General features: G+C 63.8%; 20 protein-coding genes and 3 rRNA genes. 5 read left to right on the top strand and 18 right to left on the bottom strand.

Features of this window, described 5'->3' with window-relative positions; all coding sequences use genetic code 11:
• Positions 1-91 precede the first annotated feature (91 nt).
• The 7 genes from UC32_RS13945 to rpmB all read right to left on the bottom strand — a co-directional run bounded on the left by UC32_RS13945 (position 92) and on the right by rpmB (position 7,605).
• Entirely contained in the window at positions 92-379 is a 288-nt protein-coding gene (locus UC32_RS13945) for an HU family DNA-binding protein (protein WP_015938867.1), read from the bottom strand.
• Between the two features lie 415 nt (positions 380-794).
• Positions 795-911 (bottom strand): 5S ribosomal RNA (rrf, locus tag UC32_RS13940).
• A gap of 158 nt (positions 912-1,069) precedes the next feature.
• Positions 1,070-4,195 (bottom strand): 23S ribosomal RNA (locus UC32_RS13935).
• A 481-nt stretch (positions 4,196-4,676) separates the two neighbouring features.
• Positions 4,677-6,196: ribosomal RNA gene (locus UC32_RS13930) — 16S ribosomal RNA — on the bottom strand.
• The 16S, 23S and 5S rRNA genes sit together here, the layout of an rRNA operon.
• A 697-nt stretch (positions 6,197-6,893) precedes the next feature.
• A complete protein-coding gene (gene rpsN / locus UC32_RS13925) occupies positions 6,894-7,199 on the bottom strand; it encodes a 30S ribosomal protein S14 (RefSeq protein WP_015938870.1) in 306 nt (101 codons plus the stop codon).
• A 2-nt stretch (positions 7,200-7,201) separates the two neighbouring features.
• On the bottom strand, positions 7,202-7,369 hold the full coding sequence (rpmG, locus tag UC32_RS13920) for a 50S ribosomal protein L33 (RefSeq protein ID WP_013602737.1): 168 nt from the start codon (positions 7,367-7,369) through the stop codon (positions 7,202-7,204).
• Positions 7,369-7,605 (bottom strand): 50S ribosomal protein L28, encoded by a 237-nt coding sequence (gene rpmB, locus UC32_RS13915; RefSeq protein WP_015938871.1) that lies wholly within the window; start codon positions 7,603-7,605, stop codon positions 7,369-7,371. The genes rpmG and rpmB overlap by 1 nt, the downstream gene beginning before the upstream one ends.
• Positions 7,606-7,945: 340 nt before the next feature.
• Between rpmB and UC32_RS13910 the strand changes: the two genes are divergently transcribed.
• From UC32_RS13910 to UC32_RS13900, 3 genes are read left to right on the top strand one after another with little or no spacing between them, the layout of a single operon-like run.
• Entirely contained in the window at positions 7,946-9,433 is a 1,488-nt protein-coding gene (locus UC32_RS13910) for a ferredoxin reductase family protein (protein WP_045731790.1), read from the top strand.
• On the top strand, positions 9,430-10,002 hold the full coding sequence (locus UC32_RS13905) for an FMN-binding protein (RefSeq protein WP_045731789.1): 573 nt from the start codon (positions 9,430-9,432) through the stop codon (positions 10,000-10,002). The genes UC32_RS13910 and UC32_RS13905 overlap by 4 nt, the downstream gene beginning before the upstream one ends.
• A 55-nt stretch (positions 10,003-10,057) precedes the next feature.
• Complete coding sequence (locus UC32_RS13900) at positions 10,058-10,807, top strand: FAD:protein FMN transferase (RefSeq protein ID WP_045731788.1); 750 nt, start codon at positions 10,058-10,060, stop codon at positions 10,805-10,807.
• Between the two features lie 16 nt (positions 10,808-10,823).
• Here the strand turns inward: UC32_RS13900 and UC32_RS13895 are convergent, their stop codons facing one another.
• Positions 10,824-11,597, bottom strand: a complete 774-nt coding sequence (locus UC32_RS13895) for an SGNH/GDSL hydrolase family protein (protein ID WP_045731787.1) — start codon at positions 11,595-11,597, stop codon at positions 10,824-10,826.
• A 56-nt stretch (positions 11,598-11,653) separates the two neighbouring features.
• Positions 11,654-12,139, bottom strand: coding sequence for a MarR family winged helix-turn-helix transcriptional regulator (locus tag UC32_RS13890; protein ID WP_045731786.1), 486 nt, complete (start codon positions 12,137-12,139; stop codon positions 11,654-11,656).
• Between the two features lie 99 nt (positions 12,140-12,238).
• On the opposite strand from UC32_RS13890, the gene UC32_RS13885 reads away from it, so the two are divergent.
• The gene (locus UC32_RS13885; protein ID WP_045731785.1) at positions 12,239-12,562 is read left to right on the top strand and encodes a YciI family protein; all 324 of its coding nucleotides are present in this window, start codon (positions 12,239-12,241) and stop codon (positions 12,560-12,562) included.
• Here UC32_RS13885 and UC32_RS13880 read toward each other — a convergent pair.
• From UC32_RS13880 to UC32_RS13855, 6 genes are all read right to left on the bottom strand, one after another.
• Entirely contained in the window at positions 12,559-13,407 is an 849-nt protein-coding gene (locus tag UC32_RS13880; RefSeq protein ID WP_412178024.1) for an SGNH/GDSL hydrolase family protein, read from the bottom strand. The genes UC32_RS13885 and UC32_RS13880 overlap by 4 nt on opposite strands.
• 263 nt (positions 13,408-13,670) lie before the next feature.
• A complete protein-coding gene (locus UC32_RS13875) occupies positions 13,671-14,741 on the bottom strand; it encodes a siderophore-interacting protein (protein ID WP_045731784.1) in 1,071 nt (356 codons plus the stop codon).
• Positions 14,738-15,562, bottom strand: coding sequence for an ABC transporter ATP-binding protein (locus UC32_RS13870; RefSeq protein ID WP_045731783.1), 825 nt, complete (start codon positions 15,560-15,562; stop codon positions 14,738-14,740). The genes UC32_RS13875 and UC32_RS13870 overlap by 4 nt, the downstream gene beginning before the upstream one ends.
• A gap of 1 nt (position 15,563) precedes the next feature.
• On the bottom strand, positions 15,564-16,577 hold the full coding sequence (locus UC32_RS13865) for a FecCD family ABC transporter permease (RefSeq protein WP_152642623.1): 1,014 nt from the start codon (positions 16,575-16,577) through the stop codon (positions 15,564-15,566).
• A 107-nt stretch (positions 16,578-16,684) separates the two neighbouring features.
• Positions 16,685-17,776: a FecCD family ABC transporter permease gene (locus tag UC32_RS13860; RefSeq protein ID WP_045731781.1), complete on the bottom strand. Its 1,092-nt coding sequence runs from the start codon at positions 17,774-17,776 to the stop codon at positions 16,685-16,687.
• Between the two features lie 10 nt (positions 17,777-17,786).
• Complete coding sequence (locus tag UC32_RS13855; protein WP_045731780.1) at positions 17,787-18,872, bottom strand: iron-siderophore ABC transporter substrate-binding protein; 1,086 nt, start codon at positions 18,870-18,872, stop codon at positions 17,787-17,789.
• Between the two features lie 367 nt (positions 18,873-19,239).
• Between UC32_RS13855 and UC32_RS13850 the strand changes: the two genes are divergently transcribed.
• Entirely contained in the window at positions 19,240-19,734 is a 495-nt protein-coding gene (locus UC32_RS13850; protein WP_045731779.1) for an FBP domain-containing protein, read from the top strand.
• Positions 19,735-19,797: 63 nt separating this feature from the next.
• Here UC32_RS13850 and UC32_RS13845 read toward each other — a convergent pair whose 3' ends face one another.
• The 3 genes from UC32_RS13845 to UC32_RS13835 form a co-directional block, all read right to left on the bottom strand.
• A complete protein-coding gene (locus UC32_RS13845; protein ID WP_052690590.1) occupies positions 19,798-20,517 on the bottom strand; it encodes a hypothetical protein in 720 nt (239 codons plus the stop codon).
• Between the two features lie 89 nt (positions 20,518-20,606).
• The gene (locus tag UC32_RS13840) at positions 20,607-21,329 is read right to left on the bottom strand and encodes a hypothetical protein (RefSeq protein WP_045731778.1); all 723 of its coding nucleotides are present in this window, start codon (positions 21,327-21,329) and stop codon (positions 20,607-20,609) included.
• Positions 21,330-21,518: 189 nt separating this feature from the next.
• Positions 21,519-24,980, bottom strand: a complete 3,462-nt coding sequence (locus tag UC32_RS13835) for an ATP-binding protein (protein ID WP_045731777.1) — start codon at positions 24,978-24,980, stop codon at positions 21,519-21,521.
• Positions 24,981-25,040 lie beyond the last annotated feature (60 nt).

The following is a 25,040-nucleotide window of genomic DNA, read 5'->3' as shown; positions in this document are numbered from 1 at the left end:
TGGGTCCGGGACGGTGCTTAAAGCAAAAGGAGCGGTGACCCGCAGGTCACCGCTCCCAGAGCTGCTCCGGCGTTGTGCCGGGCCAAGAAGCCTACTTCTTGTTGGAGACAGCAGCCTTCAGCTTGGAGCCGGCAGTCAGCTTCACGCTGTGGCCTGCTGCGATCTGGATGGTCTCACCCGTCTGCGGGTTGCGGCCGGTGCGAGCTGCACGGTCGGTGCGCTCCACTGCCAGCCAGCCCGGGATGGTGATCTTCTCGCCAGCGGCGACAGAAGTCTCGAAAACCTCGAACAGTGCGTCAAGGACGGTGTTGACGGCTGCCTGGCTGGTGCCGGCCTTGCCCGCTACCTCTGCAACAAGTTCACTACGGTTCTTAGCCATTGATGTCCTCCTGGACGGTCTGGTTACGGAGCCCGCACGCGGTGTGCGCGCAGGCCACTGTTCGAAAACTTACCAGCTACCACCCCTCGGGGCCGCAAATTCCGCGTGTTTCCGCGACTTTTTGAGGTTAATCACCGCATATTGGGGGGTTTTTCGCCCTCAGCGGAGCCTGACAGGTCGCGCTGGGTCGTTGGGATACGTACGACGCCGGCAGGCACCTTCCGGCCTCGGCCCGCCGCACGCCATGATCACCGCTGTTGCTCTATCAGTTTTGGTTCCTAACAGGGGGTGTTAGGTGCGTTATGTGATGGGGCATCCGGGGGGTGTCCCTGGACTGGGGCATCCGGGGGCGGGGTTGGTGTGTTAAATGTGGGAGGCCCCAACCGTTGCTGGTTGGGGCCTCGACCGAATGTTTGTCCGGCGGTGTCCTACTCTCCCACACCCTCCCGGGTGCAGTACCATCGGCGCTGTGGGTCTTAGCTTCCGGGTTCGGAATGGGACCGGGCGTTTCCCCCACGCTATGACCGCCGTAACCCTCATACCCGAACCCCGGTGGGGGGGTTGGGAAATCTGTGTGGTTACAACATGGTGGTGTTGTATTCAATTATCGTGTGGTTCCGGCCAGCAACGTGTTGGGTTGTTGGTTGGGAACCACATAGTGGACGCAAGCAGAGTTTTGTATGTTTCTGTGTGGTGTAAGTTGTTGGCCTATTAGTACCGGTCAGCTTCACGAGTCGTTAGTCCTCGCTTCCACATCCGGCCTATCAACCCAGTGGTCTGGCTGGGGGCCTCTCACACACATGGTGTATGGAAATCTCATCTCGAAGCGAGCTTCCCGCTTAGATGCTTTCAGCGGTTATCCCATCCGAACGTAGCTAATCAGCGGTGCACTTGGCAGTACAACTGACACACCAGAGGTTCGTCCGTCCCGGTCCTCTCGTACTAAGGACAGCCCTTCTCAAATTTCCTGCGCGCGCAGCGGATAGGGACCGAACTGTCTCACGACGTTCTAAACCCAGCTCGCGTACCGCTTTAATGGGCGAACAGCCCAACCCTTGGGACCTACTCCAGCCCCAGGATGCGACGAGCCGACATCGAGGTGCCAAACCATGCCGTCGATATGGACTCTTGGGCAAGATCAGCCTGTTATCCCCGAGGTACCTTTTATCCGTTGAGCGACGGCCATTCCACAATGTACCGCCGGATCACTAGTCCCGACTTTCGTCCCTGCTCGAGATGTCTCTCTCACAGTCAAGCTCCCTTGTGCACTTACACTCGACACCTGATTGCCAACCAGGCTGAGGGAACCTTTGGGCGCCTCCGTTACTTTTTAGGAGGCAACCGCCCCAGTTAAACTACCCATCAGGCACTGTCCCTGACCCGGATTACGGGCCGAAGTTAGATGTCCAAAGTGACCAGAGTGGTATTTCAACGATGACTCCACCCGAACTGGCGTCCGGGCTTCAACGTCTCCCACCTATCCTACACAAGCCACTCCGAACACCAATACCAAACTATAGTAAAGGTCTCGGGGTCTTTCCGTCCTGCTGCGCGTAACGAGCATCTTTACTCGTACTGCAATTTCGCCGAGTTTATGGTTGAGACAGCGGGGAAGTCGTTACTCCATTCGTGCAGGTCGGAACTTACCCGACAAGGAATTTCGCTACCTTAGGATGGTTATAGTTACCACCGCCGTTTACTGGGGCTTAAATTCTCAGCTTCGCCTTACGGCTAACCGGTCCTCTTAACCTTCCAGCACCGGGCAGGAGTCAGTCCGTATACATCGTCTTGCGACTTCGCACGGACCTGTGTTTTTAGTAAACAGTCGCTTCCCCCTGGTCTCTGCGGCCCCGATCCCCTCCCGGACGCGCAGTCCGTTCAAGGTTGGGGCCCCCCTTCTCCCGAAGTTACGGGGGCATTTTGCCGAGTTCCTTAACCATAATTCTCTCGATCGCCTTAGTATTCTCTACCTGATCACCTGTGTCGGTTTGGGGTACGGGCGGCTAAAACCTCGCGTCGATGCTTTTCTCGGCAGCATAGGATCACCGAATCCCCCCAAACGGGGGTCCCATCAGATCTCAGGCATCATGAGTGGCGGATTTGCCTACCACTCGCCCTACATCCTTAGACCGGGACAACCATCGCCCGGCTCGGCTACCTTCCTGCGTCACACCTGTTAATACGCTTGCCTCCCAGGATCAGGTCCTGCGCTCCACCAAAACCCTTCCGTCCAAAGGACGGTCGGGCAGGTCTCGGGCAGTTAGTATCCCCTGTTCAACATGGGCGGTTTTTCGCCGGTACGGGAATATCAACCCGTTGTCCATCGACTACGCCTGTCGGCCTCGCCTTAGGTCCCGACTTACCCAGGGCAGATTAGCTTGACCCTGGAACCCTTGATCATTCGGCGGACGGGTTTCTCACCCGTCTTTCGCTACTCATGCCTGCATTCTCACTCGTGTAGGCTCCACCGCTGGTTTCCACCGCGACTTCACTGCCCACACGACGCTCCCCTACCCATCCAAACGCCTGAACCACAAGGGCTTAGCTAATATTTGAATGCCACAACTTCGGCGGTGTACTTGAGCCCCGCTACATTGTCGGCGCGGAATCACTTGACCAGTGAGCTATTACGCACTCTTTTAAGGATGGCTGCTTCTAAGCCAACCTCCTGGTTGTCTTCGCAACTCCACATCCTTTCCCACTTAGCACACGCTTAGGGGCCTTAGTTGGTGGTCTGGGCTGTTTCCCTCTCGACTATGAAGCTTATCCCCCACAGTCTCACTGCTACGCTCTCACTTACCGGCATTCGGAGTTTGGCTGACGTCAGTAACCTTGTAGGGCCCATTAGCCATCCAGTAGCTCTACCTCCGGTAAGAAACACGCAACGCTGCACCTAAATGCATTTCGGGGAGAACCAGCTATCACGAAGTTTGATTGGCCTTTCACCCCTACCCACAGCTCATCCCCTCCATTTTCAACTGAAGTGGGTTCGGTCCTCCACGACGTCTTACCGTCGCTTCAACCTGGCCATGGGTAGATCACTTCGCTTCGGGTCTAGATCACGCCACTCACTCGCCCTATTCAGACTCGCTTTCGCTACGGCTGCCCCACACGGGTTAACCTCGCGACGTAACACTAACTCGCAGGCTCATTCTTCAAAAGGCACGCCGTCACAACTACAAGGCTGCTCCGACGGATTGTAAGCACACGGTTTCAGGTACTGTTTCACTCCCCTCCCGGGGTACTTTTCACCTTTCCCTCACGGTACTGGTCCGCTATCGGTCATTAGGGAGTATTTAGGCTTATCAGGTGGTCCTGACAGATTCGCACGGGATTTCTCGGGCCCCGTACTACTTGGGATACATCAACAAGGCGGTGCAACGCATTACAGTTACGGGACTAACACCCTCTCTGGCCGGCCTTTCAAAACCGTTCACCTATACGCACACCCACACCCCGTCAGCCCGGCAGAACTGACACGCAATGTCCCACAACCCCGACCATGCAACGCCCGCCGGCTATCACACATGGAACGGTTTAGCCTGATCCGCGTTCGCTCGCCACTACTAACGGAATCACTATTGTTTTCTCTTCCTGCGGGTACTGAGATGTTTCACTTCCCCGCGTTCCCTCCACGCACCCTATGTGTTCAGATGCGGGTCACCAGGTCACTCGCGCGCCTGGCGGGGTTTCCCCATTCGGACACCCTGGGATCACAGTCCGGTTATCGACTCCCCCAGGCTTATCGCAGATTCCTACGTCCTTCTTCGGCTCCTAATGCCAAGGCATCCACCGTGTGCTCTTAAAAACTTGACCACAAAGATCAAAAACATTTTCGAGAAAACCATGGAAACCAACCACACCCAAAAGTGCAGCCAGATCCAGGTTCACTTATCTTGGAAATTGCTTCTTATACAAGATGCTCGCGTCCACTATGTAGTTCTCAAACAACAACCCCACACCACACACCCCACACACAACCCCCAAAGGGATCACCATGCATGATCGGTGCAGCAGGGAAACCAGAAACAAACACGTCCCGGAACCCAAAAAGCCCCGGTCCTGTTGCCTCAGGACCCAACAGTGTGCCAAACACTAAACCACCCATCCCCCACCCCGCCGTTCCAGGACCCCGAAGGATCCGTACTGAACAGGACTGAAGAACACGCGGCCGCTATTTGTTGATATTCCACCCATGAGCACCCGCCACGAAACATTCGTCCGTGCAACGGGCTTTCTTCCTGACAACCCCCACCACCAACAAGCGTCGGCATGAGTGGTTGTAGGTGCTCCTTAGAAAGGAGGTGATCCAGCCGCACCTTCCGGTACGGCTACCTTGTTACGACTTAGTCCCAATCGCCAGTCCCACCTTCGACGGCTCCCCCCACAAGGGTTAGGCCACCGGCTTCGGGTGTTACCAACTTTCGTGACTTGACGGGCGGTGTGTACAAGGCCCGGGAACGTATTCACCGCAGCGTTGCTGATCTGCGATTACTAGCGACTCCGACTTCATGGGGTCGAGTTGCAGACCCCAATCCGAACTGAGACCGGCTTTTTGGGATTAGCTCCACCTCACAGTATCGCAACCCTTTGTACCGGCCATTGTAGCATGCGTGAAGCCCAAGACATAAGGGGCATGATGATTTGACGTCGTCCCCACCTTCCTCCGAGTTGACCCCGGCAGTCTCCTATGAGTCCCCACCATCACGTGCTGGCAACATAGAACGAGGGTTGCGCTCGTTGCGGGACTTAACCCAACATCTCACGACACGAGCTGACGACAACCATGCACCACCTGTAAACCGACCACAAGTGGGGCACCTGTTTCCAGGCGTTTCCGGTTCATGTCAAGCCTTGGTAAGGTTCTTCGCGTTGCATCGAATTAATCCGCATGCTCCGCCGCTTGTGCGGGCCCCCGTCAATTCCTTTGAGTTTTAGCCTTGCGGCCGTACTCCCCAGGCGGGGCACTTAATGCGTTAGCTACGGCGCGGAAAACGTGGAATGTCCCCCACACCTAGTGCCCAACGTTTACGGCATGGACTACCAGGGTATCTAATCCTGTTCGCTCCCCATGCTTTCGCTCCTCAGCGTCAGTTAATGCCCAGAGACCTGCCTTCGCCATCGGTGTTCCTCCTGATATCTGCGCATTTCACCGCTACACCAGGAATTCCAGTCTCCCCTACATCACTCTAGTCTGCCCGTACCCACCGCAGATCCGGAGTTGAGCCCCGGACTTTCACGGCAGACGCGACAAACCGCCTACGAGCTCTTTACGCCCAATAATTCCGGATAACGCTTGCGCCCTACGTATTACCGCGGCTGCTGGCACGTAGTTAGCCGGCGCTTCTTCTGCAGGTACCGTCACTTACGCTTCTTCCCTACTGAAAGAGGTTTACAACCCGAAGGCCGTCATCCCTCACGCGGCGTCGCTGCATCAGGCTTTCGCCCATTGTGCAATATTCCCCACTGCTGCCTCCCGTAGGAGTCTGGGCCGTGTCTCAGTCCCAGTGTGGCCGGTCACCCTCTCAGGCCGGCTACCCGTCGTCGCCTTGGTAGGCCATTACCCCACCAACAAGCTGATAGGCCGCGAGTCCATCCAAAACCGCAAAAGCTTTCCACCAACCACCATGCGATGATCAGTCATATCCGGTATTAGACCCAGTTTCCCAGGCTTATCCCAGAGTCAAGGGCAGGTTACTCACGTGTTACTCACCCGTTCGCCACTAATCCAGGAGCAAGCTCCCTTCATCGTTCGACTTGCATGTGTTAAGCACGCCGCCAGCGTTCATCCTGAGCCAGGATCAAACTCTCCGTTGAAGAAAAACAGACACAACCAAAACCACCGGAAATAACGGCAATCATCGGCTGCACAAAATTTGAAACCAGCTGTAAAAACCATGCCATCCACGGGGTGGACAACACAGCAAATTCAACCAATCACATTACATAATCGGTATCAACAAACTTGGCACACTATTGAGTTCTCAAACAACAGACACACCCGGCACCACCCAAACACACGTTCAGGATCGCTCCGGAGCAACTTTCCAAACTTACCCGATCACCCGGTCCGATGCAAATCCGTATTTCAGGATTTGAAGCGGAAGATGACCGCTCCCACCAGTTTTCAGCGCCCTGAAGAGCAACTAAATTTGGTCTTGGTTTTTGGGAGTTTGGCCGCCCGCGGTTACCAGCTCTTCGCTGTCTCCCTCGCGGCGACTTAGAAAACATTACACGCCCTGCGGCATCACCGCAAACCGGCCCTCGCAGCGCAGAACATCCGCGGGATTCCGCGGCGAAACGGCCATCGGGCGCGCAAGCCGCGTCCCGCCGCCGTAATTCGGCCAATGTGTGCTGCCGCACAGGTTCCGACAAGCTCAACCACCGATCGACAAGCTCAACCACCGATCGACAAGCTCACCCGCCAGCCGCCGGCGGGTGGGTTAATCGCAGAAGGGCCGGCAACCAAATGGTTGCCGGCCCTTCTCAAGCAGCTGGAATCAGCGGTGCTGGATTACCAGGAAGACTTGGTGATGCCCGGGAGCTCACCGCGGTGAGCCATGTCGCGGAAGCGAACACGGGAGATACCGAACTTCTGGAAGGTACCGCGGGGACGGCCGTCGATGATGTCGCGGTTACGCAGACGGATCGGGGACGCGTTGCGGGGCAGCTTCTGCAGGCCCAGGCGGGCTGCTTCGCGTGCTTCGTCGGTTGCGTTTTCGTCAACCAGGGTCTTCTTCAGTTCGAGGCGCTTCGCAGCGTAACGCTCAACGATGACCTTGCGCTGCTCGTTGCGAGCAATCTTGGACTTCTTAGCCATGTTTAGCGCTCCTCTCGGAATTCGACGTGCTGGCGGATCTTGGGGTCGTACTTCTTCAGAACCATGCGGTCCGGATCGTTACGACGGTTCTTGCGGGTTACGTAGGTGTAACCCGTGCCCGCGGTCGACTTGAGCTTGATGATCGGACGTACGTCCTTGTCCTTAGCCACTAGAGCTTCACCCCACGAGCCAGGATCGAGGCGACGACTGCGTCGATGCCGCGTACGTCGATGGTCTTGATGCCACGGGCAGAAACCTGCAGCGTGACGTTACGGCGCAGGGACGGAACCCAGTAGCGCTTCTTCTGAATGTTCGGATCGAACCGACGCTTGTTGCGGCGGTGCGAGTGCGAAATGCTGTGCCCAAAGCCCGGCTCGGCTCCGGTCACTTGGCAGTGTGCTGCCATGACTTCTCCTCAAGAATTGAAAGTAATGATCCGCATATCTGCTGCAGGATCATGCGTCTAAGAGCGACCCAAAGTGATCAGGGTGAACGGTTAGTCACGCAACTTGAGCCCCTAACTACCGGCTACCCTGGAGAAAATTACCGGGCCACCGGAGCAATTGCGCACGCTCCGCGCACTTAGCGCCTCCCAAGTCTACGAGGTTGCGCAATTAAAGACCAATCCGCGGCGTTTGGGTGTATAAGGGCTTACTGCGAACCCCCCATGCAAGGCCCGCGATGCCTCAGGTTGCGGACACCCGTTTTCACAGCTTAATGAAAGCTTGGCGGCGCATCTTAGGTACATGAGAACGCAGTCCCTGCCGGCACCTCCGGCGCACAACAGCCCCGTAAGGCCGGGGCCTTCACTCCGGTCCGGTTCCGTCACTCCGCCCGCCCAGTACAGCAGCGGATGGTTCGGCCGCCAGCGCCGGCAGCGGCTGCTGAGGGCCGACCTCCTGACTGTTATTGCCTGGGGTTCCGTAGCGGCCGCCGTCGCCCTTTGGCTTGCCGACGGCGGTGTGGCCGGAGTCAGTTCCGTGGCCGCCGCGTTCACTGCAGCCGGGATCGTGGCAGGTTTGGCCGGTATGGACCTGGTCCTGCTGATGCTGCTGCTGGCAGCCCGGATTCCGTACATCGACCGCACTATCGGCCATGACCGGGCTCTGGAGTTCCACCGCAAACTCGGGAAGCCCTCGCTGTACCTGCTGTTGGCGCACGGCTTCCTGCTGGCAGTGGGATACGGCATGGCGGAAGGGCTTGACCCGGTCAGCGAGTCCGTTTCCCTCTGGCAGCAGGTCCCGGACATGTGGCTTGCGTTCGTATCCATGGCGCTCTTCATTGCTGTGGTGGTGACCTCCCTGGTGGCGGTCCGGCGCCGCTTCCCATACGAGTTCTGGTACGTGGTCCACCTCCTCACTTACGCCGCGGTGGGCACGTCCCTGCCCCACCAGTTCAGCGTGGGCGGGCTGTTTGCGGAAGGAACCTGGCAGCGTTGGTACTGGCTGGCCATCTGCATCGCCACCGGGGCGGCGCTGGTGTACTTCCGGGTGCTGCAGCCCATCCTGGCGACGTCACGGCACCAGCTCACGGTATCGCGGGTGGAGGTGGAGGCGCCGGGCGTGATCAACATCTTCATGGCGGGCCGGCAGCTGGACCGGCTGGCGGAGACGGGGGGACGCTTCTTCATCTGGCGGTTCCTGGCGCCTGGATTGTGGTGGCACCCGCATCCGTTCAGCCTGTCCGCCGAGCCCGCCGTCACCGGACCGGACGGGGAGGGGACCCTGCGGGTGACGGTGGGCAACCTTGGCGCCGGTTCCGCGCAGCTGGTGCGGTTGCGGAAGGGTACAAAGGTTGCCATCGAAGGCCCGTACGGCCTCCTCAGCACCGCAGCCCGCACCAGGAAGAAGGTGGTGATGATCGGCGCCGGTATCGGCATCACGCCGTTACGCGCACTGCTGGAAACCACCCCGTTCGCACCCGGGGACGCGAGTGTCCTGCTGAGGGGCCATACGGAGCAGGAACTGTACCTGAGCAGCGAAATCCTGGACCTGTGCCGCTCCCGCGGCGTGCGCCTGTTCCACCTTCCGGGCCCGCGGTCACGCATCCGCTCCAGCTGGTTGCCCCAGGAAGCAGTCCGGGGCGGTTACGGGCTCACGGCTTTCGTCCCCGACGTCGCGGAATCCGACGTCTACGTCTGCGGCCCCGCAGGCTGGGCGGACAGCGTCATTTCCGACGTCCGGCAGGCCGGAGTCCCCGAAGAACAGATCCATCACGAAAGGTTCGACTGGTGAAAGCACGCGGAACACTCGCCGCAGCGGTGGCGTCCGCCGGCATCCTCCTGGCCGGCTGGCAGGCCGGCACGCAGGCCGGGGGCGCCAGCACCCTCGCGTCTGGTTCAAATACGACGACGGCGGGATCCACAGGGTCGTCAGGGACGGGCACGTCCGGGGCAGGTTCGTCGGGGTCGGGGTCGTCGGGCAGTTCCGGGTCCTCGGGTTCCTCGGGTTCTTCAGGTTCTTCGGGCGGGTCCAGCTCCTCCGGCAGTTCAGGCAGCTCCGGCTCCGCAAGCAGTGGCACGGCAACGGCGGGCACCTACCAGGGCGCGGCAGTCCAGACCAGGTTCGGTGCAGTTCAGGTCCAGATCACGGTGGCCTCAGGGAAGATCACGGACGTGACTGCCCTGCACCTGACCGATGACGACCGCAAGTCCATCCAGATCAGCAACCGTGCGGCGCCGCTCCTGCGGACCGAGGTGTTGGCCGCGCAGTCGGCGGACGTGCAGACCATCAGCGGCGCCACCGTCACCAGCAACGCCTACCTCACCTCACTCCAGGCAGCCATCGATGCCGCGAACCTCTGATCCCCTCCGGTTACCGGAAACGGGTACAAAGCTCTCGGCACGGACCTTTGAGTGCATGGGAACCGTCGTCAGCGTGACCTTCGCGGACTCCCCTGCGGCAGGGCAGGAAACCCAGGACGAGCTCGCCGCCGCCACCGCCGTCGTCGAACGCCTGTTCCGGGAACTGGACGAGACGTTCAGCCTGTACCGCCCGGCGTCGGAAGCCAGCCGCCTGGCCCGCGGCGAACTGACGCTCCGCAGCGCGTCACCGGAGATGCGGGCACGGTATGCGGAGGCACATGAGTGGCGGCTCCTGACCGCCGGGGCTTTTTCGCCCGAGCGGCCGGACGGCGTGCTGGACCTCTCGGGGCTCATCAAGGGCCACGCGATCCGCGAGGCGGGGCGGTCCCTGCTTGCCCTGGGCCGCCGCGACTGGTGCCTCAATGCCGGCGGCGACATTTTGGTCAGCGGCTCACCTGTTCCGGGCTCCGGCGCAGCGTGGAAAGCCGGCATCGTCGATCCGGCCGACCGGCATTCCTTGATCAGCGGCTATGCACTGGGTGGAGTTGGAGGGCACGCAGCCCTGGCCACATCCGGCTCGGCCGAGCGCGGCGAACACATCTGGCGGGTGGACGGTGGTTCCGACTTCGCCCAAGTCACTGTTGCTGCCGCGGACGTGGTGACGGCGGACATCCTGGCCACGGCGATCGTCTCCGGCGGGATGGCGATGCTCAATCTCGCCACGGAACAGTGGGATGTTGCGGTCCTGGCCGTCCACGCCGACGGCTCACTGCTGGCCACCCCTGCGTTCCGCCGACAGATCTAACTGCCGAGGCTGCTTGCTAGGCCTTCTGCGGGAGCCTGGTGAGCCGCGGGTACTTGGGGGCCAGGTTGTCGCCCGAAGACTTGCCGGTAACCCGCCGGGCCACCCAGGGCGCGGCGTATTCGCGGAACCACTGGGCGTTGGCGCGCAGGGCATCCGTGCCGCTGAGCTGGGGAACCGGGGTCATCGGCGGAACGTCGATGGAGTGCTCGTACTTGAGGACCTCCAGCACCCGCTTGGCCATGTTGGCGTGCCCCGCGGCGGACATGTGCATCCGGTCCCGCGCCCACATGCCCCAGTCGTAGTACTCGCTGAAGCGCCAGTAGTCCACCAGCAGGGCGCCGTGGTCCCCCGCGATCCCACGGACCAGCTCGTTGTAGATGGCGGTGCGCCCGCGCATCGTGCCGAATACCTTGGAGCCGCGGGCATCGAACCCGGTGAACATCATCACGGTGGCGCCTGTGGCACTCAGCCTGCGGACGCCGTCGTCGTATTCGGCCAGCAGGTCATCGATGTCGATCCTCGGGCGCAGGATGTCGTTGGCGCCGGCGTAGATGCTCACCAGGGTGGGTTTGAGCTCGACGGCGGCGTCCACCTGCTCAGCGAGGATTTGCCGGAGTTTCCTGCCGCGGATGGCGAGGTTGGCGTAGCCGAAGCCGGGGTCCCCCGCGCCGAGCTGCTCGGCCACGCGGTCAGCCCAGCCCCGGACGCCATTGGGGCGGGCCGGGTCGTCATCGCCCACGCCCTCCGTAAAGGAATCGCCGAGGGCAACAAACCGGGATGTGAAGTCCATCCGGTTAGTTTGCCACCCGTTGCCGGAAGCAACCAATCCCGGGCCTGGTTCCGGGGTCAGGGCTGGGTTTCGCGCAGGATCCAGTGGTCTGAGTCCAGGCGGCCCACCACTTTTTCGCCGATCCGGGCCAGGTCCTCGACGTCTTCTTCCGTGAGGGCATCGAGGAAGAGGTTCCGGACGTCTTCCACGTGCCCGGGCGCGAGGCCCACGATTGTGGACATGCCTTCCTCTGTGAGGTGGGCAATGGTGACCCGGGCGTCCCGCGGGTGCGGACGGCGTTCCACCCAGCCGCGTTTCTGCAGCTTCGTCACGACGTGCGAGAGCCGGGACAGGGAGGCGCTGGTGCGGGCCGCGAGTTCACTCATGGGCAGGAACCGCTGGTCCGATTCCGACAGCATGGCCAGCACGGTGTAGTCGAACAGGGATAGCTTGCCTGCGGCATGGAGCTTGGTGTCCAGCGCGGCCGGCAGCAGGGTGTTGATGCTTACCAGGGCCAGCCAGGCACGGCGTTCGTCGGCACTCAGCCAGCGCGGTTCGGTCATGCACCCATTCTACGATTGATCCTTCAACCGACGGACAGGCCGGCGCAACCGGTCCTCGGCCCGGGGGCCCGGTGTCCGGCAAGCCGGTAATCTGGGCGCATGTATGTTGTCTCCCTGACCTACCGGGTTCCGCAGGACATTGTGGACTTCCACAACGACGCCCACATCGCCTGGCTGCAGAAGGCCTTCGACGACGGCGTCTTCATCGCCGCCGGCCGCAAAGTCCCCCGGACCGGCGGGCTGCTGCTCTCCCAGGCCGACCGGTCAGTCCTGGACGCGAGCCTGCAACAGGACCCGTTCTATTCGAACGGCGTGGCTGACTTCGAGGTGGTGGAGTTCCATGCCGGACGCGTGGCCCCCGGCTACGAGATCCTGCTGGACGCCCCGCCCGCACCCCCGGCTGAGGCGGCCCCTGGCCGCTAAGGCGCGTTGCCGACGTCGGGCGCCCCTGCGGCGAGCTTCTTCAGGCCGCCTTTGCGCGGCACTTTGACGGGCTCGGGCCAGCGGGGCGTGAGCGTGTCCCCCAGAGTGACGCCGCGCAGCTTGCGGCCGAACAGGGGCAGGACCCAGTCGTGAACCCACCGCCTTTGCCGCCGTTCCCATTCCCGCAACGTCAGCGGAGTGGGCGGCTCCCAGTCCTTGGGCCTGATTTTGTGCGGCACACCCAGCTGGTCCAGGACCTGCCCGGCGAGGTACTTATGGCCGGCCTTGGACATGTGCAGCCGGTCCGAGTCCCACATGCGCCTGTCGTGGAAGGCGTCCAGGCACCAGTAGTCCACCAGCACCGCGCCGTATTTCTGCGCGATGGCCCGCACCTGCTGGTTATAAAGGGTGTTCCGCTTCTTCAGCGGCTCCAGCAGGGCGGACACTTTCACGTCGAACCCCGTGAAGAGGACCAGCGTGGCCCCGGTACCGGCCAGCCGGGCCACCAGTTGCTCGTAGTCCGCCATGAGCGTGGACATGTCCGTTTTCAGGTCGAGGATATCGTTGCCGCCCGCGTACAGCGTGACCAGAGCCGGCCGCATCCGCAGGGCCGGTTCCAGTTGTTCGTCGATGATGTGCCGGAGCCGCTTGCTTCTGATGGCGAGGTTGGCATACTTCCAGCCCGGCTGGGCCTTGGCGAGCCTCTCAGCCACCCGGTCCGCCCAGCCGCGGACCCCGTTGGGCAGCCGCTCGTCCCGGTCCCCCACACCCTCGGTAAACGAATCACCCAGGGCAACAAACACCCGCCGCCCGGAACTGGGAAGCAAAGATTCAAAGGGCACCACCCGCCCAACCTAGCCCCACCAAGGAAAACGCAGGAAAAGCCGAGGTGAAGCTAAGGTGACCTGCTGTGGCGACGGCGACGCTGTTTCGCGTAGGAGCGCATCGCCGACCAGAGCGAAGAGAGGCCGCCCGCGGCCGAACGAAGCGCCGGGAGGAAGGGCGGACCCGAGGGCCCCGAACTGAGCTTGCGAAGTTTGGGAAGGGTCCAACCGCTAAGCGACGGCGAAATGGCGTTGCCGTCGCACCAAGGCGAGTCGCAAAAGGCCTAGCCCTCGGCTTTGCCCTGCCTCCAGTAACCCATGAACGCCACCTGCTTCCGGTCCATGCCCACGTCCCGTACCAGGTAGCGGCGCATGTCCTTGATGACGGCTGCTTCTCCTGCGATCCAGGCGTAGAACGGCATGGCACCGGCGGGCATGTCCGGGTTCTTGGTGGCGCTGATGGCGGCGGTTTCCATCCGGGACGGTGTCTCCCACAGGATGTCCTCGTCCACGTTGACGTCTTCGGGCTCGGGGCCTGCGCCGGCGTCGGAGGCTTTGATGCCCACCCAGCCCGGCACGGGGACGGCCTTGCGCACGGCGTCCTGCAGCAGCTGGCCGTGGGGGCGGGACCGGCCGATGGCCGCACCGCGGGCCAGCCAGGTGATTTCGATGTCCGCCGGCGAGCTGAGCTGCTGGAAGTCGCCGGCTTCCGGGACTTCGAGGAAGGCGTGGCCGGTCATGTAGGACGGGAGGCTCTCCAGGATGGCGGAGATGGCAGGGATGGCGGTTTCGTCACCTGCCAGCAGGACGCGCTGGGCCAGGCCTGGCCGCCATTCGATGCCGGAGTAGATTTCGGCAGTGACGCAGTGCGCGGCGCGGTTGTTGGGGCCGATGATGGTGATGGCGTCGCCGGGCTTGGCGTTCAGTGCCCAGTTGGCGGCGGGCCCGCCGTTTCCGTGGTCGTCAAAGTGCATGACGAAGTCCACGTCGATTTCCGAGTACACCTCGTCCAGCCGGGCGTCGCGCACGGTGTAGGTGCGCATTGAGCCCTTCACGGCGGGGTCCATGGCCAGCCATTCGCGGTACCAGCCTGATTCGCCCATCTCGAAGACCGGCAGCGGAATCTGGCTGCCGTCGGCAGCCACGGACGGGATCATCAGCTTGATCCGGAGGTCCAGGGTGTCCCCGTGGACACCGAAGTCGCGGAGGCAGTAGCCGCCAAACGTGATTCGGCGGAAGTTGGGGCTGAGCTCCTGCACGGACGAGACCGTGACTTCGAAGGCCAGCGTCATCGGTTCAGTGTTTAGGGGCTTGGTGTTCAGTGGCGTGGTGGCTGCGGCGTCGCGGGTCTTCATGAAACAAGCTCCAGTTCGGTGGGGACGTGGTGGCGGCCGATGGGAATGATCAGGGGCGTTCCGGTCACGGGATCCGGGATGACGCGGGATTCCAGGTTGAAGACGCTGCGAACCAGCTCTTCGGTGACCACTTCACGCGGGGTACCTTCGGCCACCACGGCACCAGCCTTCATGGCGATGACGTTGTCCGCGTAGCGTGCGGCAAGGTTGAGGTCGTGCAGGACGATGGCCACGGTGGTGCCGCGCCGGCGGTTCAGGTCCGTGACGAGGTCAAGGACTTCCACCTGGTGGGCGAGGTCGAGGTAGGTGGTGGGTTCGTCCAGCAGCAGGACCTCGGTCTCCTGCGCCAGGGCCATGGCGATCCAGACCCGCTGGCGCTGTCCACCGGAGAGTTCATCCACGTTCCGCTCAGCGAGGGCCAGCGTTTCGGTGGCCTCGAGCGCACGCTGCACGGCGAGATCATGTGTGGACAAGTCCCCGGCGCTCCAGCTGCGGAAGAAGCCCTGGTGCGGGTACCGGCCGCGGCCCACCAGGTCGCGGACGGTGATGCCGTCCGGCGCGGTGGGATGCTGCGGCAGCAGGCCGAGGGTGCGGGCCAGTTCGCGGGCAGGGCGGGTGTGGATGTCCTTGCCGTCCAGCGTGACAGCGCCGCCGGCAGGTTTAAGGAGCCGGGACAGTCCGCGGAGCAGGGTGGACTTTCCGCAGGCGTTGGCACCCACGATCATGGTCACCCTGCCTTCGGGGATTTCGACACTGAGGCCGTCCACCACGCAGCGCTGATCGTATTTCAGCGTCAGGTCCTTGGCGTTCAGAACTGCCACGTCAGGCATCCTTTCGGTTGTTCGTGACCAGGAGCCACAGCAGGAACGGGGCACCGAGCGCGCCGGTGATGACGCCCACCGGCAGGACTGTTCCGTCCAGCACCAGCGGGGCAAGGTTGGCGGCGAGGAAGTCCGCCGCCAGGACGATTAGGGCGCCCACCAGGGCCGACGCCGGCAGGCTGGCTTTACGGGTGAAGCGCCGGGCGATGGGACCGGCGAGGAAGGCGACGAACGAGACCGGCCCGGCTGCCGCCGTCGCCACCGCCGCGAGGGTGACGGCGATGATGACCAGGGCGAGGCGGGCGGCATTGACCCGGATGCCCAGGCCCGCCGCGGTGTCGTCGCCCAGTTCGAGGATGCGCAGCGGCCCGGCGATGATGCCCACCGCGGGAAGGAGCACGGCGAGTGCCAGGAACAGGATCCCGGCACGGTCCCAGTTGGCGGAGTTCAGCGAACCGTTGAGCCACACCAGGGCGTCGGCGGCGGTGCGGATGTCAGCGCGCGTCATCAGGAAGTTGACCACGGCGTGCAGGGCGGCGGCGATTCCGACGCCTGCCAGTACCAGCCGGTTGCCCGCGGCATTTCCCCGGCCGCCACCGCGGATCCCGCCGCTGGAAATCGCGTAGATCAGGCCCGCCACGGCCAGGGCCCCCACCAACGCGGCGCCGGACACCACTGCACCTGACGCGCCGAAAATCACGATGGCCACCACAGCGGCGGCACTGGCGCCATAGCTGATGCCGATGATGTCCGGGCTGGCCAGCGGGTTGCGGAGCATCGTCTGGAAGAGCGCACCGGCCAACCCGAAGGCCAGTCCGATCATGGTTCCGATAACGGCCCGCGGGAGCTTGTTCTCCATGACGATGAAGCTGGCACCAGGGATTCTGGGACCGCCGGTCAGGTGGTTGACGACGATGGTGAAGAAGTCGGGGATAGTCACCGTGTAGCTGCCCAGCAGCACGGAAACGAAGAAGAGGATTACGACGCCGGCGGCCAGGAAGGCGGTCCGGTTCATGAAGTTCCGTCCCCGGCGTTGCCCTATCACTTTTGGTCCCTTGAACCCGGTTTTGGCAGCGTTATCTGATGGGGCAACCGGGGTTGTGGGGTGTGCTGTTTTCGGGCTCACAGTCCGGCTCCCTTTCCGCGGCGGACCAGCCACACGAACACCGGTGCGCCGATGAGTGCGGTCATGATGCCGGCCGGAACCTCACCGGGAAGCAGCACTACGCGTCCCACAATGTCGGCGCCGAGCAGCAGCACGGGCGCCAGAACCAGGGAGAACGGCAGGATCCAGCGGTAATCCGGGCCGGTCAGGAAGCGGACAGCGTGCGGAATGACCAACCCAACGAAAGCGATGGGGCCCGCCATCGCCGTCGCCGATCCGCACAGCAGCACGATGCCCAGGGCCGTGACTCCCCGGGCGAGGCCAACGCGCTGGCCCAGGCCGCGGGCAATGTCATCACCCAGCGCCAGGCTGTTGAGGATCCGGCCGGTCAACAGCACAATGACGGCCCCTGCGGCCAGGAAGGGCAGCCCCGCCAGCACCACCGACCAGTCACGGCCGGCAATCCCACCCACCTGCCAGAAACGGAACTTGTCCAGGGTGTCCTGGCTGGAGACCAGGATGACGCTCATGAGCGAGTACAGGCCGGCGTTGAGTGCGGCACCTGCCAGGGCAAGCTTGACCGGGGTGGCACCGTCCCGGCCCAGGGATGCAATGAAATAGACCACGACGGCGGCTACGGCAGCGCCGATGAACGCGAACCAGATGTAGCCGGACAGCGAACCGATGCCAAAGACATAGATGCCGGTCACCACGGCCAGGGCGGCGCCCGCGTTGACGCCCATGATTCCCGGATCCGCGAGGGGGTTGCGTGCCACGCCCTGCATGGCGGCGCCGGCCAGGCCCAGCGCACCGCCGGCCAGCAGGCCGAGGACGGTGCGGGGAATACGGGCGTGGACCACAGCGTGGTCTCCGTTGCCGGGATCGAACTGCGTGAGCGCGTCCCAGACGGTGCCCAGCGGAAGGCCCCTTGCTCCCACGGCGAGGGAGGCGCCTGCCAGGACGGCGAGTACGACGACGGCGGCCAGCAGCCACGCGGCGCGCTTGCCGGGGAACGCGCGTGCGCTCCCCGGGGCACGGGCTGCCACCCCCGGCACCGAAGTGCCGGGGCGTGCGGCCTGGCGGGCCGCCGTCGCCGAACTCTGCGTCACGGAACCGGTGCTACTTCACTGCATCCGCTGCGGTGGCCAACTCGGGCAGGAACGTGTCCAGCGCCCAGGGAAGGCTCAGCGGCGAGGAAGCGGAGATGGCGAGGACCAGGCTCTTGTTGGCGTCTGCCACGAACGCGCCGCTCTTGACGGCAGGGATCTGCCCGAGCAGGGGATCGTTCTTGATCGCGTCGGCCTCGCTGGCATCTTCCACCGAGCTGAGGAAGATGTCCGAATCAAGCTCGTTGACCTTCTCCGCGGACCACGGCACGAAGAATTCCTTCGAGCCGGCCGATGCCTGCTCCGCAACGGGGGCGAGCTTCATGCCGATGGAGGACAGGAACTTGGGCCGGTTGTCGTTGGCCGTGTAGATGCCGGTCTGGGTGCGGTCGGACGGCAGGGCGTAACCGTAGATGAAGGTCTTGTCCTTGATCTGCGGGTACTTCGCCGCCTCTTCCTTGACAGTGGCCTCCGTGTCGGAGACCAGCTTGGCGGCTTCGGCGTCCTTGCCCAGCGCCTTGCCCACGATGGTGGTGGCATCCTGCCAGGACGTTCCGTAGGCCAGCTCGGGGTGCGCCACCACCGGTGCGATTTCGCTGAGCTTCTTGTAGTCCTCCTCGGTCAGGCCGGAGTAGGCGGCCAGGATGACATCCGGGGTGAGCTTGGCGATCTCGGTGAAGTTGATGCCGTCGGCTTCCGAGTACTGGACCGGAGCCTTGTCCGTGCCGAATCCGGCACCGAGTTCTTCAAGGGCGGCATCCTTCCACGGCGTGGACCCCTTGTCGTTGCCGCCCCATTCGTTCTTGGGGACACCTACGGGGACAACACCCAGGGCAATGGCGACATCGTCATTGACCCAGGAGACCGTGGCAACCCGCGTGGGCTGCTTCTCGATGGTGGTCTTGCCGAACACGTGGTCGATAGTGACCGGGAACTGTGCACTGCTCGAAGAGGGTGCGCTGGCATCGGACGTAGACGTTGCCTGGCCAGTGGAGCAGGCGGAGAGCGTCACCGCGGCGGCCAGGATAGCCGACGCCCCGGCTGACCTAAGCAGCGTGCGGCGGGTGGTGCTGGGGCCCGTGAACAGGGAGGAAGCCATGAAATTCCTTAAGTGAGCGATGCGAACTTAAGTAAGGCTAGCCTATGCTCATCCCTATTACGAAAGCTTTTCGTATCTTATTCCCCAAGGTGACGAAGGACACAGCTGCGCCGATCTTGGACAGGATTTCCTTGGTTTGGGAGGATGGCATGGACCGGGTCCGCTGTGGAACGGCCGGACAAACTCTCAAGAGATCGGGATATCGAGGAGCAATGCGCACGCCGGAGGCTGTCAGCCCGGCCGCCGCCGCGGAATGCGGGGTGGCCGTTTTGGCCTGCCTTGCGGACAACTGCTGACTCCCTTTTCATCGAGCCCTGTTCCCGGGCTGCTGCCCGATCCCGGGCACCCTTCTCGCGAAAGTTCCGCCATGCAATCAGTCACGCCCCAGCAAATCCGCTCATCCTTCGTCAACGCCAGCCGTTCAGAGGCCGCCAAACTCAACCTGCCCCAGCACTTCGACAGCCTGGACTGGGACAACCTGGACTTCCTCGGCTGGCGGGACCCCAAAATGCCGTTACGCGGCTACCTTGTGGTTCCCGGCCCCAAGGGCCTCACCGGAGTGCTGCTCCGGGCCCCCGAAGGTGGCGCCCGGAAGAACCGCTCTGTCCTGTGCGAACTGTGCCGCGACGTGTTCTCCAAGGAGGACGTACTGCTCTGGGTGGCCCGCCGTGCCGGCCAGTCCGGCCGCAACGGCAACACCGTGGGCACCCTGATCTGCGCAGACTTCCTATGTTCCGGCAACGTCCGCAAGGAACCTCCGGCCAACGAGATCAACCCGGACCCGGCCGCCGTCGTGGTCCGCCAGATCCAGGGCCTTGAGGACCGCACCTCGCAGTTCCTGGGCAGGGTGCAGTCCAACTAGCGGCCCGGAGGCCACACCCGGGCAAGCCCTGCCTGCATCAAGGCAGGGCCTTCCCGGGTCCGGTCAGCGGAAGGTGAAGCTGGCCAGGATGGCTTTCAGCGCCTGCCCCTGGCTGCCGGCAAACCACGCCCGGGCGGCTTTGTCGTCAGGGAACTGTTGGTCATCGAACAGTACTTCCGCGGTCAGCACACGGTCGCCCAGGAGAATGATTCCCTTGACGGCATCCCGGGGGCCAGTTGCCGGAGCGCCCGCCGTCAACTGCAGGTGGTAGGTGGCATCGTCGTCGTCCCAGTCCACATAGAACGAAACATGCGCCTCCGGGGTGGACCGGCCCTGGAGCCCGGGCACCGGAACGGATTCAAAAACGGTCCTGGTAACGGGTCCGGAAACGCCGTCGGCGATTTGTCCGTAGTAGATGCTGACCAGTTGCTTGTCACTGGCGTCATAGATGGTGGCAGTTCCCACATAGGGGGACGCAGAGGCCTCGAAGACCTCGGCCTTCCAGTCCGCCGGCCGGGTGAAGGAGAGCCTGCCGTCGGGGAAAGTGAAGGTGGCAAGCCCGGCCGCTGCAGGATCGGAACTGGACGGCGCCGGGGTGGCGGGCGGTACGGCTACGGTGGCCGGTGCCGTCGATTCGGCCGCTGGGGCCGTTGGCGGAGGCTGGGAACTGGCTGACGTGCTCACGCCCGGTCCAGGCGTGCCCGCGGGCGTGCAGCCGCCCAGGAAGAGGGTGACCGCGGTGGCCGCGGCGAGGAGGGCTGACGTGCGGCTTGCCCGGCGCATGCCCCCAGAGTGGCACACCGGGACGCCGGCGCACCAGCGTCCCGGGACATATCCACCAGGTTGTTACCGCCGCTCCCGCCGCCGTTATGTCAGCGGTAAGAGAAGCTCATGAGCACGGACTTGAGGGCGCGCCCTTCGTCGCTCCAATACCAGCCTTGCGCCGCTTCGTCACCATCAAACCGTGCCTCGTCAAACAAGACGTCCGCGGTCAGAATGCGTTCACCCAAGCGGACGAGTCCGTACTGCACCTGGCCGTCGGGCGATATGGGCGCCCCTGGCGTGAGCCCCATCCGGTAATGGCTGGCCCCATTGGCGCGGTCGAGGTAGAACGACGAACTCGGCGTGGGAACAGAAGCGCCGATCAGGTCCGGCACCGGATCCGTCTCAATGACAGTCCTGGAGACGTTGCCCTCCGTGGCGTCCGCAATCTGGCTGTAATAGATGGCGATCTGCTCCTTGCCGGCTGCGTCCAGGACGGTGGCCGTCTCCACCGCGGGAGAGGTTGACACCTGCTCGTGCTTAACCTGCCACCCCTCCGGGTACGCAAACGACAGCCGGCCGTCTGAGAACGTGAAGGCCTGCCGCCCCGGAGCGAGGGGTGAGGAGGTGGCGGCGGGAATGATGGACGGCTCAGGGTTTGCCTGGGCCGTCGGGGTTCCGGCCTTGGTGGGCGGAACGGCGGGAGCCGGGCGGCCGGAAGCGGCGGGCGCGCCTGCGCTGTCCGGGGCGGGGCCCGCCGCACAGCCTGCGAGAGACAGGGTTCCTGCGGCGATTGCGGCAAGCAGGAAGGGTGCTGGGTGTTGGGAACGCATTGGATTGCCTTTCAAGAGGACGCCGTCGTTCTCTAGGTGACATTGCGGACCCAGCACTCCGCAGGACCTCATGGAATTACTCTGGCGAGGCTTGTTGATAGGGCCCAGAGTGGCACACTGAAAAGTCCGCGCAATAGTCCATCCGCGATAAATCCATCAATTTGTTATACCCCGTGATTCGGCGTTATCTCAGCGCAGCACTATGTCCACCGGATTCGCCTCGGAGCGCCAGGCGCCCTCCTCTCCCGGCCGCGGGCGGATCACCGGCGCGGTCAGCACACCGGACCGGTTGGTACGTCGGTCCCGGAGGATCTCGGTTACGGAGCCGAGGTGCCGGGACAGGTCGATCACGTTCTCCGGGGCGGCCAGCAGCAACTGGAAGCCGAACTCGTGCAGCGCCTTGATGCCTGCACCGGCGAACTCCTCGGACGCGAGCACGAAGGCCTCGTCCATCATCACGGTGCCGTACGTGGTGAAACCCTGCTCGGCGATGCCCAGCTGGTAACTGAGGGCAGCCGCCATGATGAACGCCGTGAACCGCTGCCGCTCGCCACCGGACATGGAACCGGTGTCCGCGTGCATGAACACCTCGGTCTTCTTGCCGGCCTTCTTTCCCTTGCCCGAGGGGGCGGTGACCTCGCGGTGCTCCTTGCACTGGATGAACAGATGACCGCGGACGTCCAGCACCTCGGCCCGCCAGCGCCGGTCCTCCGGAGCCTGCGAGCCCAGGCGCTTCACCAGCGTTTCCAGGGACTTGTAGCGTGCCGTGAGCTCGGTGTCGTCGTCCCGTTCCGCACCCGGCTCAGTTTTCGCGGGCCGCGTGTGCCGGGCCTTCAGCGCGTTCTGGATGGCGTCCTTGAACTGCTTCGCGGTGGGCGGAAGTGTCTGTTTGATGTCCAGTTCCAGGAAGCTGCCCTCGTGGAAGTTCACCTGCGACAGGATGCCGTTCAGGGGCAGGATCCGGCTGGAGATGGAGCGGCGTTCCTCATCCAGGAGATGCAGCAGGGTGCTGAAGGACTCGTGCGTGCGCTGGTTGAAGAACTGCCGGAATTCCGCTTCCTGCGCCGGCAGGCCGTCATTGACGATCGCGTGGTAGCGGGCTTCGAATTCGCTTGCCGCGCCAATGCTGGTGCCGTGGTCGGCGGAGATGGCGCTGCCCCATTCCCGCACGAACCCCTCGAAAATACGGGTGAGCCGCTCCGCGGTGGCCTGTCCCCGGGATTCGGCCGTATGCAGCTCGCCCTGAAGCGCGGTCCGCACCCTGTTGGCCAGGTTGTCCAGCTCGTGCATCTCCGTCACGTCGCCGAAGTCGGCGAAGTACGGTTCCAGCGCCGTCACCGTGGCGTCCGACGGCGGCGCCTCGGCCAGGCGGTGGCGCGCGGCTTCCAGCAGGGAATCGGCAGCGGTCAGTTGCCGGTCGAGTGCCTTGTACTCGCTCTGCAGCACGGCCGCGGACTCGGTGCTGGACTGGTGCTTCTGCCGGACCTCCTCGATGGTGGCGCGCAGCGGCTCCAGGTCCGCCTGGGCGGCCAGGGCATCCTTGAGCCGCTGCTCGAAGCCCGCCAGTTCATCGGCTGCGACGGCCGCCGAGACCTGGTCCCAGGGCCTGTCGTCCTCAGCGATCCGGCGGAGCGCTTCGAGCTGGCGGCTCATCCCCTGGTGGGAATCTTCCCGGCTCTGGGCCAGCTCGGCTGCCTTCGCCACTTCCTGCCGGAGGTCCTCCACCTGGCCGGCCACAAGTTCCAGCTTGGCGGCGTTGTCGAACCCGAGCACGTAGTCCTGGCGGCTGGTGAACCGGTCGTCCTTTTCCACCGTGTGGCGGTTCCGCTTGACCACGCCGCCCAGGCTCAGGCCCTTATCCAGCGCGGCGAGCTGGTCCGGGTCTTCCACGCAGGGGTAGGCGAAGTCCAGGGCGATGCGTTCCCGCACCCATTCCCCGGCTTCGGAAGCCGCACCGCTGGCGAGAATGTCCAGCTTGGTGAGCAGGTCGCCGTCGTGCGCGTCCTCCACTGCCAGCGCACCGCCGGCGAGGGGCTTGGAGACGTCCACGGCCCGCAGCGCACCCCGGACGTTATGGTCATTGAGGTAGCGGGTGACGGCACCAAAATGTTCGCCGGGGACCAGCAGCGTGGTGGCCAGGTTGCGGAGCGCACGCTCGGCCGCCGGGCGCCACCGCTCCTCCCCTTCGGCCAGGTCCATCAGCTCACCGGCGAACGGCATCCTGTCCTCCGGGATGCCGGTGGCCGCGGCGATGGCGGCACGGTTTTCAATGCTCGACGGCGGCAGCAGGGATTTGCGCGTCTTCAGCGACACGAGTTCCTGCTCAGCCGCGGCAAGTTCGCGCTTGCGGCTGGCGTGGGCGTCGAACGCCTCGAACCGCAGCTCCTGCAGCGCCTGCGAATCGTCCTTCAGTTCCGCGGACCGGGCGGCCGCCTGCTCGTGCGCCTGCTCCCAGCCGGCGGCCGTCCACTCAAGCTGCAGCCCGGCGTCGGACAGTGCCTGCTGGGCGGCCTGCTCCACCTGGCGGCGGAGGCGCAGTCCCACCTTGGCGTTCTCCAGCGACTGCTCAATGGCGGAAATCGCGTTGCCGCCCTGGCTGTTGTAGTCGGTTTCCAGCTGCCGCAGGTCTTTGGCCAGCCCATCACGGACCGAGCGCTCGGCGCCGAGTTCCTTGGCTTTGGCCTGCGCCAGTTCCTTGAACCGGACCAGGATCTTTTGCTGGACGGTGACGGCAAGGCGCTGCCTGTAGGACTCGAATTCGCCGCCGGCCAGCTCCCGGAGCCGGTTGGCGTCAAGGAGCGCCTGGGCATACTCACGGTTCAGCCCCGGAACCGGCGCCAGCTGGTCGCGCTGCTGACGGACGTCTTCGAGGCGCTGGCGGATGGACATGAGGTTGCTGAACTCTTCCACCACGTCGTCAGCGGCCGTCAGCGTTGCGGGGGCATCCAGCACCTGGTCGCGGAAGAACGTGTTGACGCTGCCGCCCAGTCCTTTGCCGGCCTGGATGACCCGCAGCAGCGGAAGCGCCTGGTCAGAGCTGATGCCCAGCAGCCGCCGGAACCGCTCGGCGAAGGCTTTGTGGACGTCGAACACCTGGGCGTGCGGGAAGATCGTTTCCAGCGCACCCTTGGTGAACCGCTTGTCCGCGATGCCCTCAAGCGCGTCGAGATCCAGCGGAACATTGTCGATCAGGTAGAACCGGCCCACGCTCGATTCCGTGCCGTTCTTCGGCAGGTCGAACAGCGCCGAGACGGTCACCCTGGTGCCCGCAGCGTTGTCGAACGTCAGCCCGACGGCGGACCAGGTGGCACCGGGGCGCTGGAAGGCACTCGCCGAGCCTTCACCCACGGCCTTGTCTCCCACCTTGCCGCGCATGTAGGTGAACGTGGTGCGCTTGTCCTCCACCGCACCGCCGGACCGCTGGGCGGCAGCCTCGTTGGACCGCGGCCTGGCATCGAAAACGCGCAGCATGGCGTCGAAGAGGGTGGACTTTCCTACCCCGGAGTTACCGGTCAGCAGGGTTCCGTTCCGGTCCACACGCATGGTGTGCGCGCCGTGGAACGTGCCCCAGTTGACCACCTGGACCAGCGCCAGCCGCATTTGGCCGGGATTCGTCTCTTCCCCCAGCGGGAGCATGCTCGGAATGGTCACTTGGCGGCCTCCTTCTTGGTGCCGGCAGGGTACGACGACGGCGCTGCCGCCCCCGCCCCT

The sequence above is a fragment of the Pseudarthrobacter chlorophenolicus genome, assembly GCF_000962805.1.
Classification (GTDB): Bacteria; Actinomycetota; Actinomycetes; order Actinomycetales; family Micrococcaceae; genus Arthrobacter; species Arthrobacter chlorophenolicus_A.
Note: the sequence above shows the minus strand (reverse complement) of the source record. Positions and strands in the feature narration are given on the sequence as shown.

Coding starts and splice junctions, on each gene's coding strand:
- UC32_RS13945 (WP_015938867.1), bottom strand. CDS start 379: ATGGCTAAGAACCGTAGTGAACTTGTTGCAGAGGTAGCGGGCAAGGCC.
- rpsN (WP_015938870.1), bottom strand. CDS start 7,199: ATGGCTAAGAAGTCCAAGATTGCTCGCAACGAGCAGCGCAAGGTCATC.
- rpmB (WP_015938871.1), bottom strand. CDS start 7,605: ATGGCAGCACACTGCCAAGTGACCGGAGCCGAGCCGGGCTTTGGGCAC.
- UC32_RS13910 (WP_045731790.1), top strand. CDS start 7,946: ATGAGAACGCAGTCCCTGCCGGCACCTCCGGCGCACAACAGCCCCGTA.
- UC32_RS13900 (WP_045731788.1), top strand. CDS start 10,058: ATGGGAACCGTCGTCAGCGTGACCTTCGCGGACTCCCCTGCGGCAGGG.
- UC32_RS13895 (WP_045731787.1), bottom strand. CDS start 11,597: ATGGACTTCACATCCCGGTTTGTTGCCCTCGGCGATTCCTTTACGGAG.
- UC32_RS13890 (WP_045731786.1), bottom strand. CDS start 12,139: ATGACCGAACCGCGCTGGCTGAGTGCCGACGAACGCCGTGCCTGGCTG.
- UC32_RS13885 (WP_045731785.1), top strand. CDS start 12,239: ATGTATGTTGTCTCCCTGACCTACCGGGTTCCGCAGGACATTGTGGAC.
- UC32_RS13875 (WP_045731784.1), bottom strand. CDS start 14,741: ATGAAGACCCGCGACGCCGCAGCCACCACGCCACTGAACACCAAGCCC.
- UC32_RS13865 (WP_152642623.1), bottom strand. CDS start 16,577: ATGAACCGGACCGCCTTCCTGGCCGCCGGCGTCGTAATCCTCTTCTTC.
- UC32_RS13855 (WP_045731780.1), bottom strand. CDS start 18,872: ATGGCTTCCTCCCTGTTCACGGGCCCCAGCACCACCCGCCGCACGCTG.
- UC32_RS13850 (WP_045731779.1), top strand. CDS start 19,240: ATGCAATCAGTCACGCCCCAGCAAATCCGCTCATCCTTCGTCAACGCC.
- UC32_RS13845 (WP_052690590.1), bottom strand. CDS start 20,517: ATGCGCCGGGCAAGCCGCACGTCAGCCCTCCTCGCCGCGGCCACCGCG.
- UC32_RS13840 (WP_045731778.1), bottom strand. CDS start 21,329: ATGCGTTCCCAACACCCAGCACCCTTCCTGCTTGCCGCAATCGCCGCA.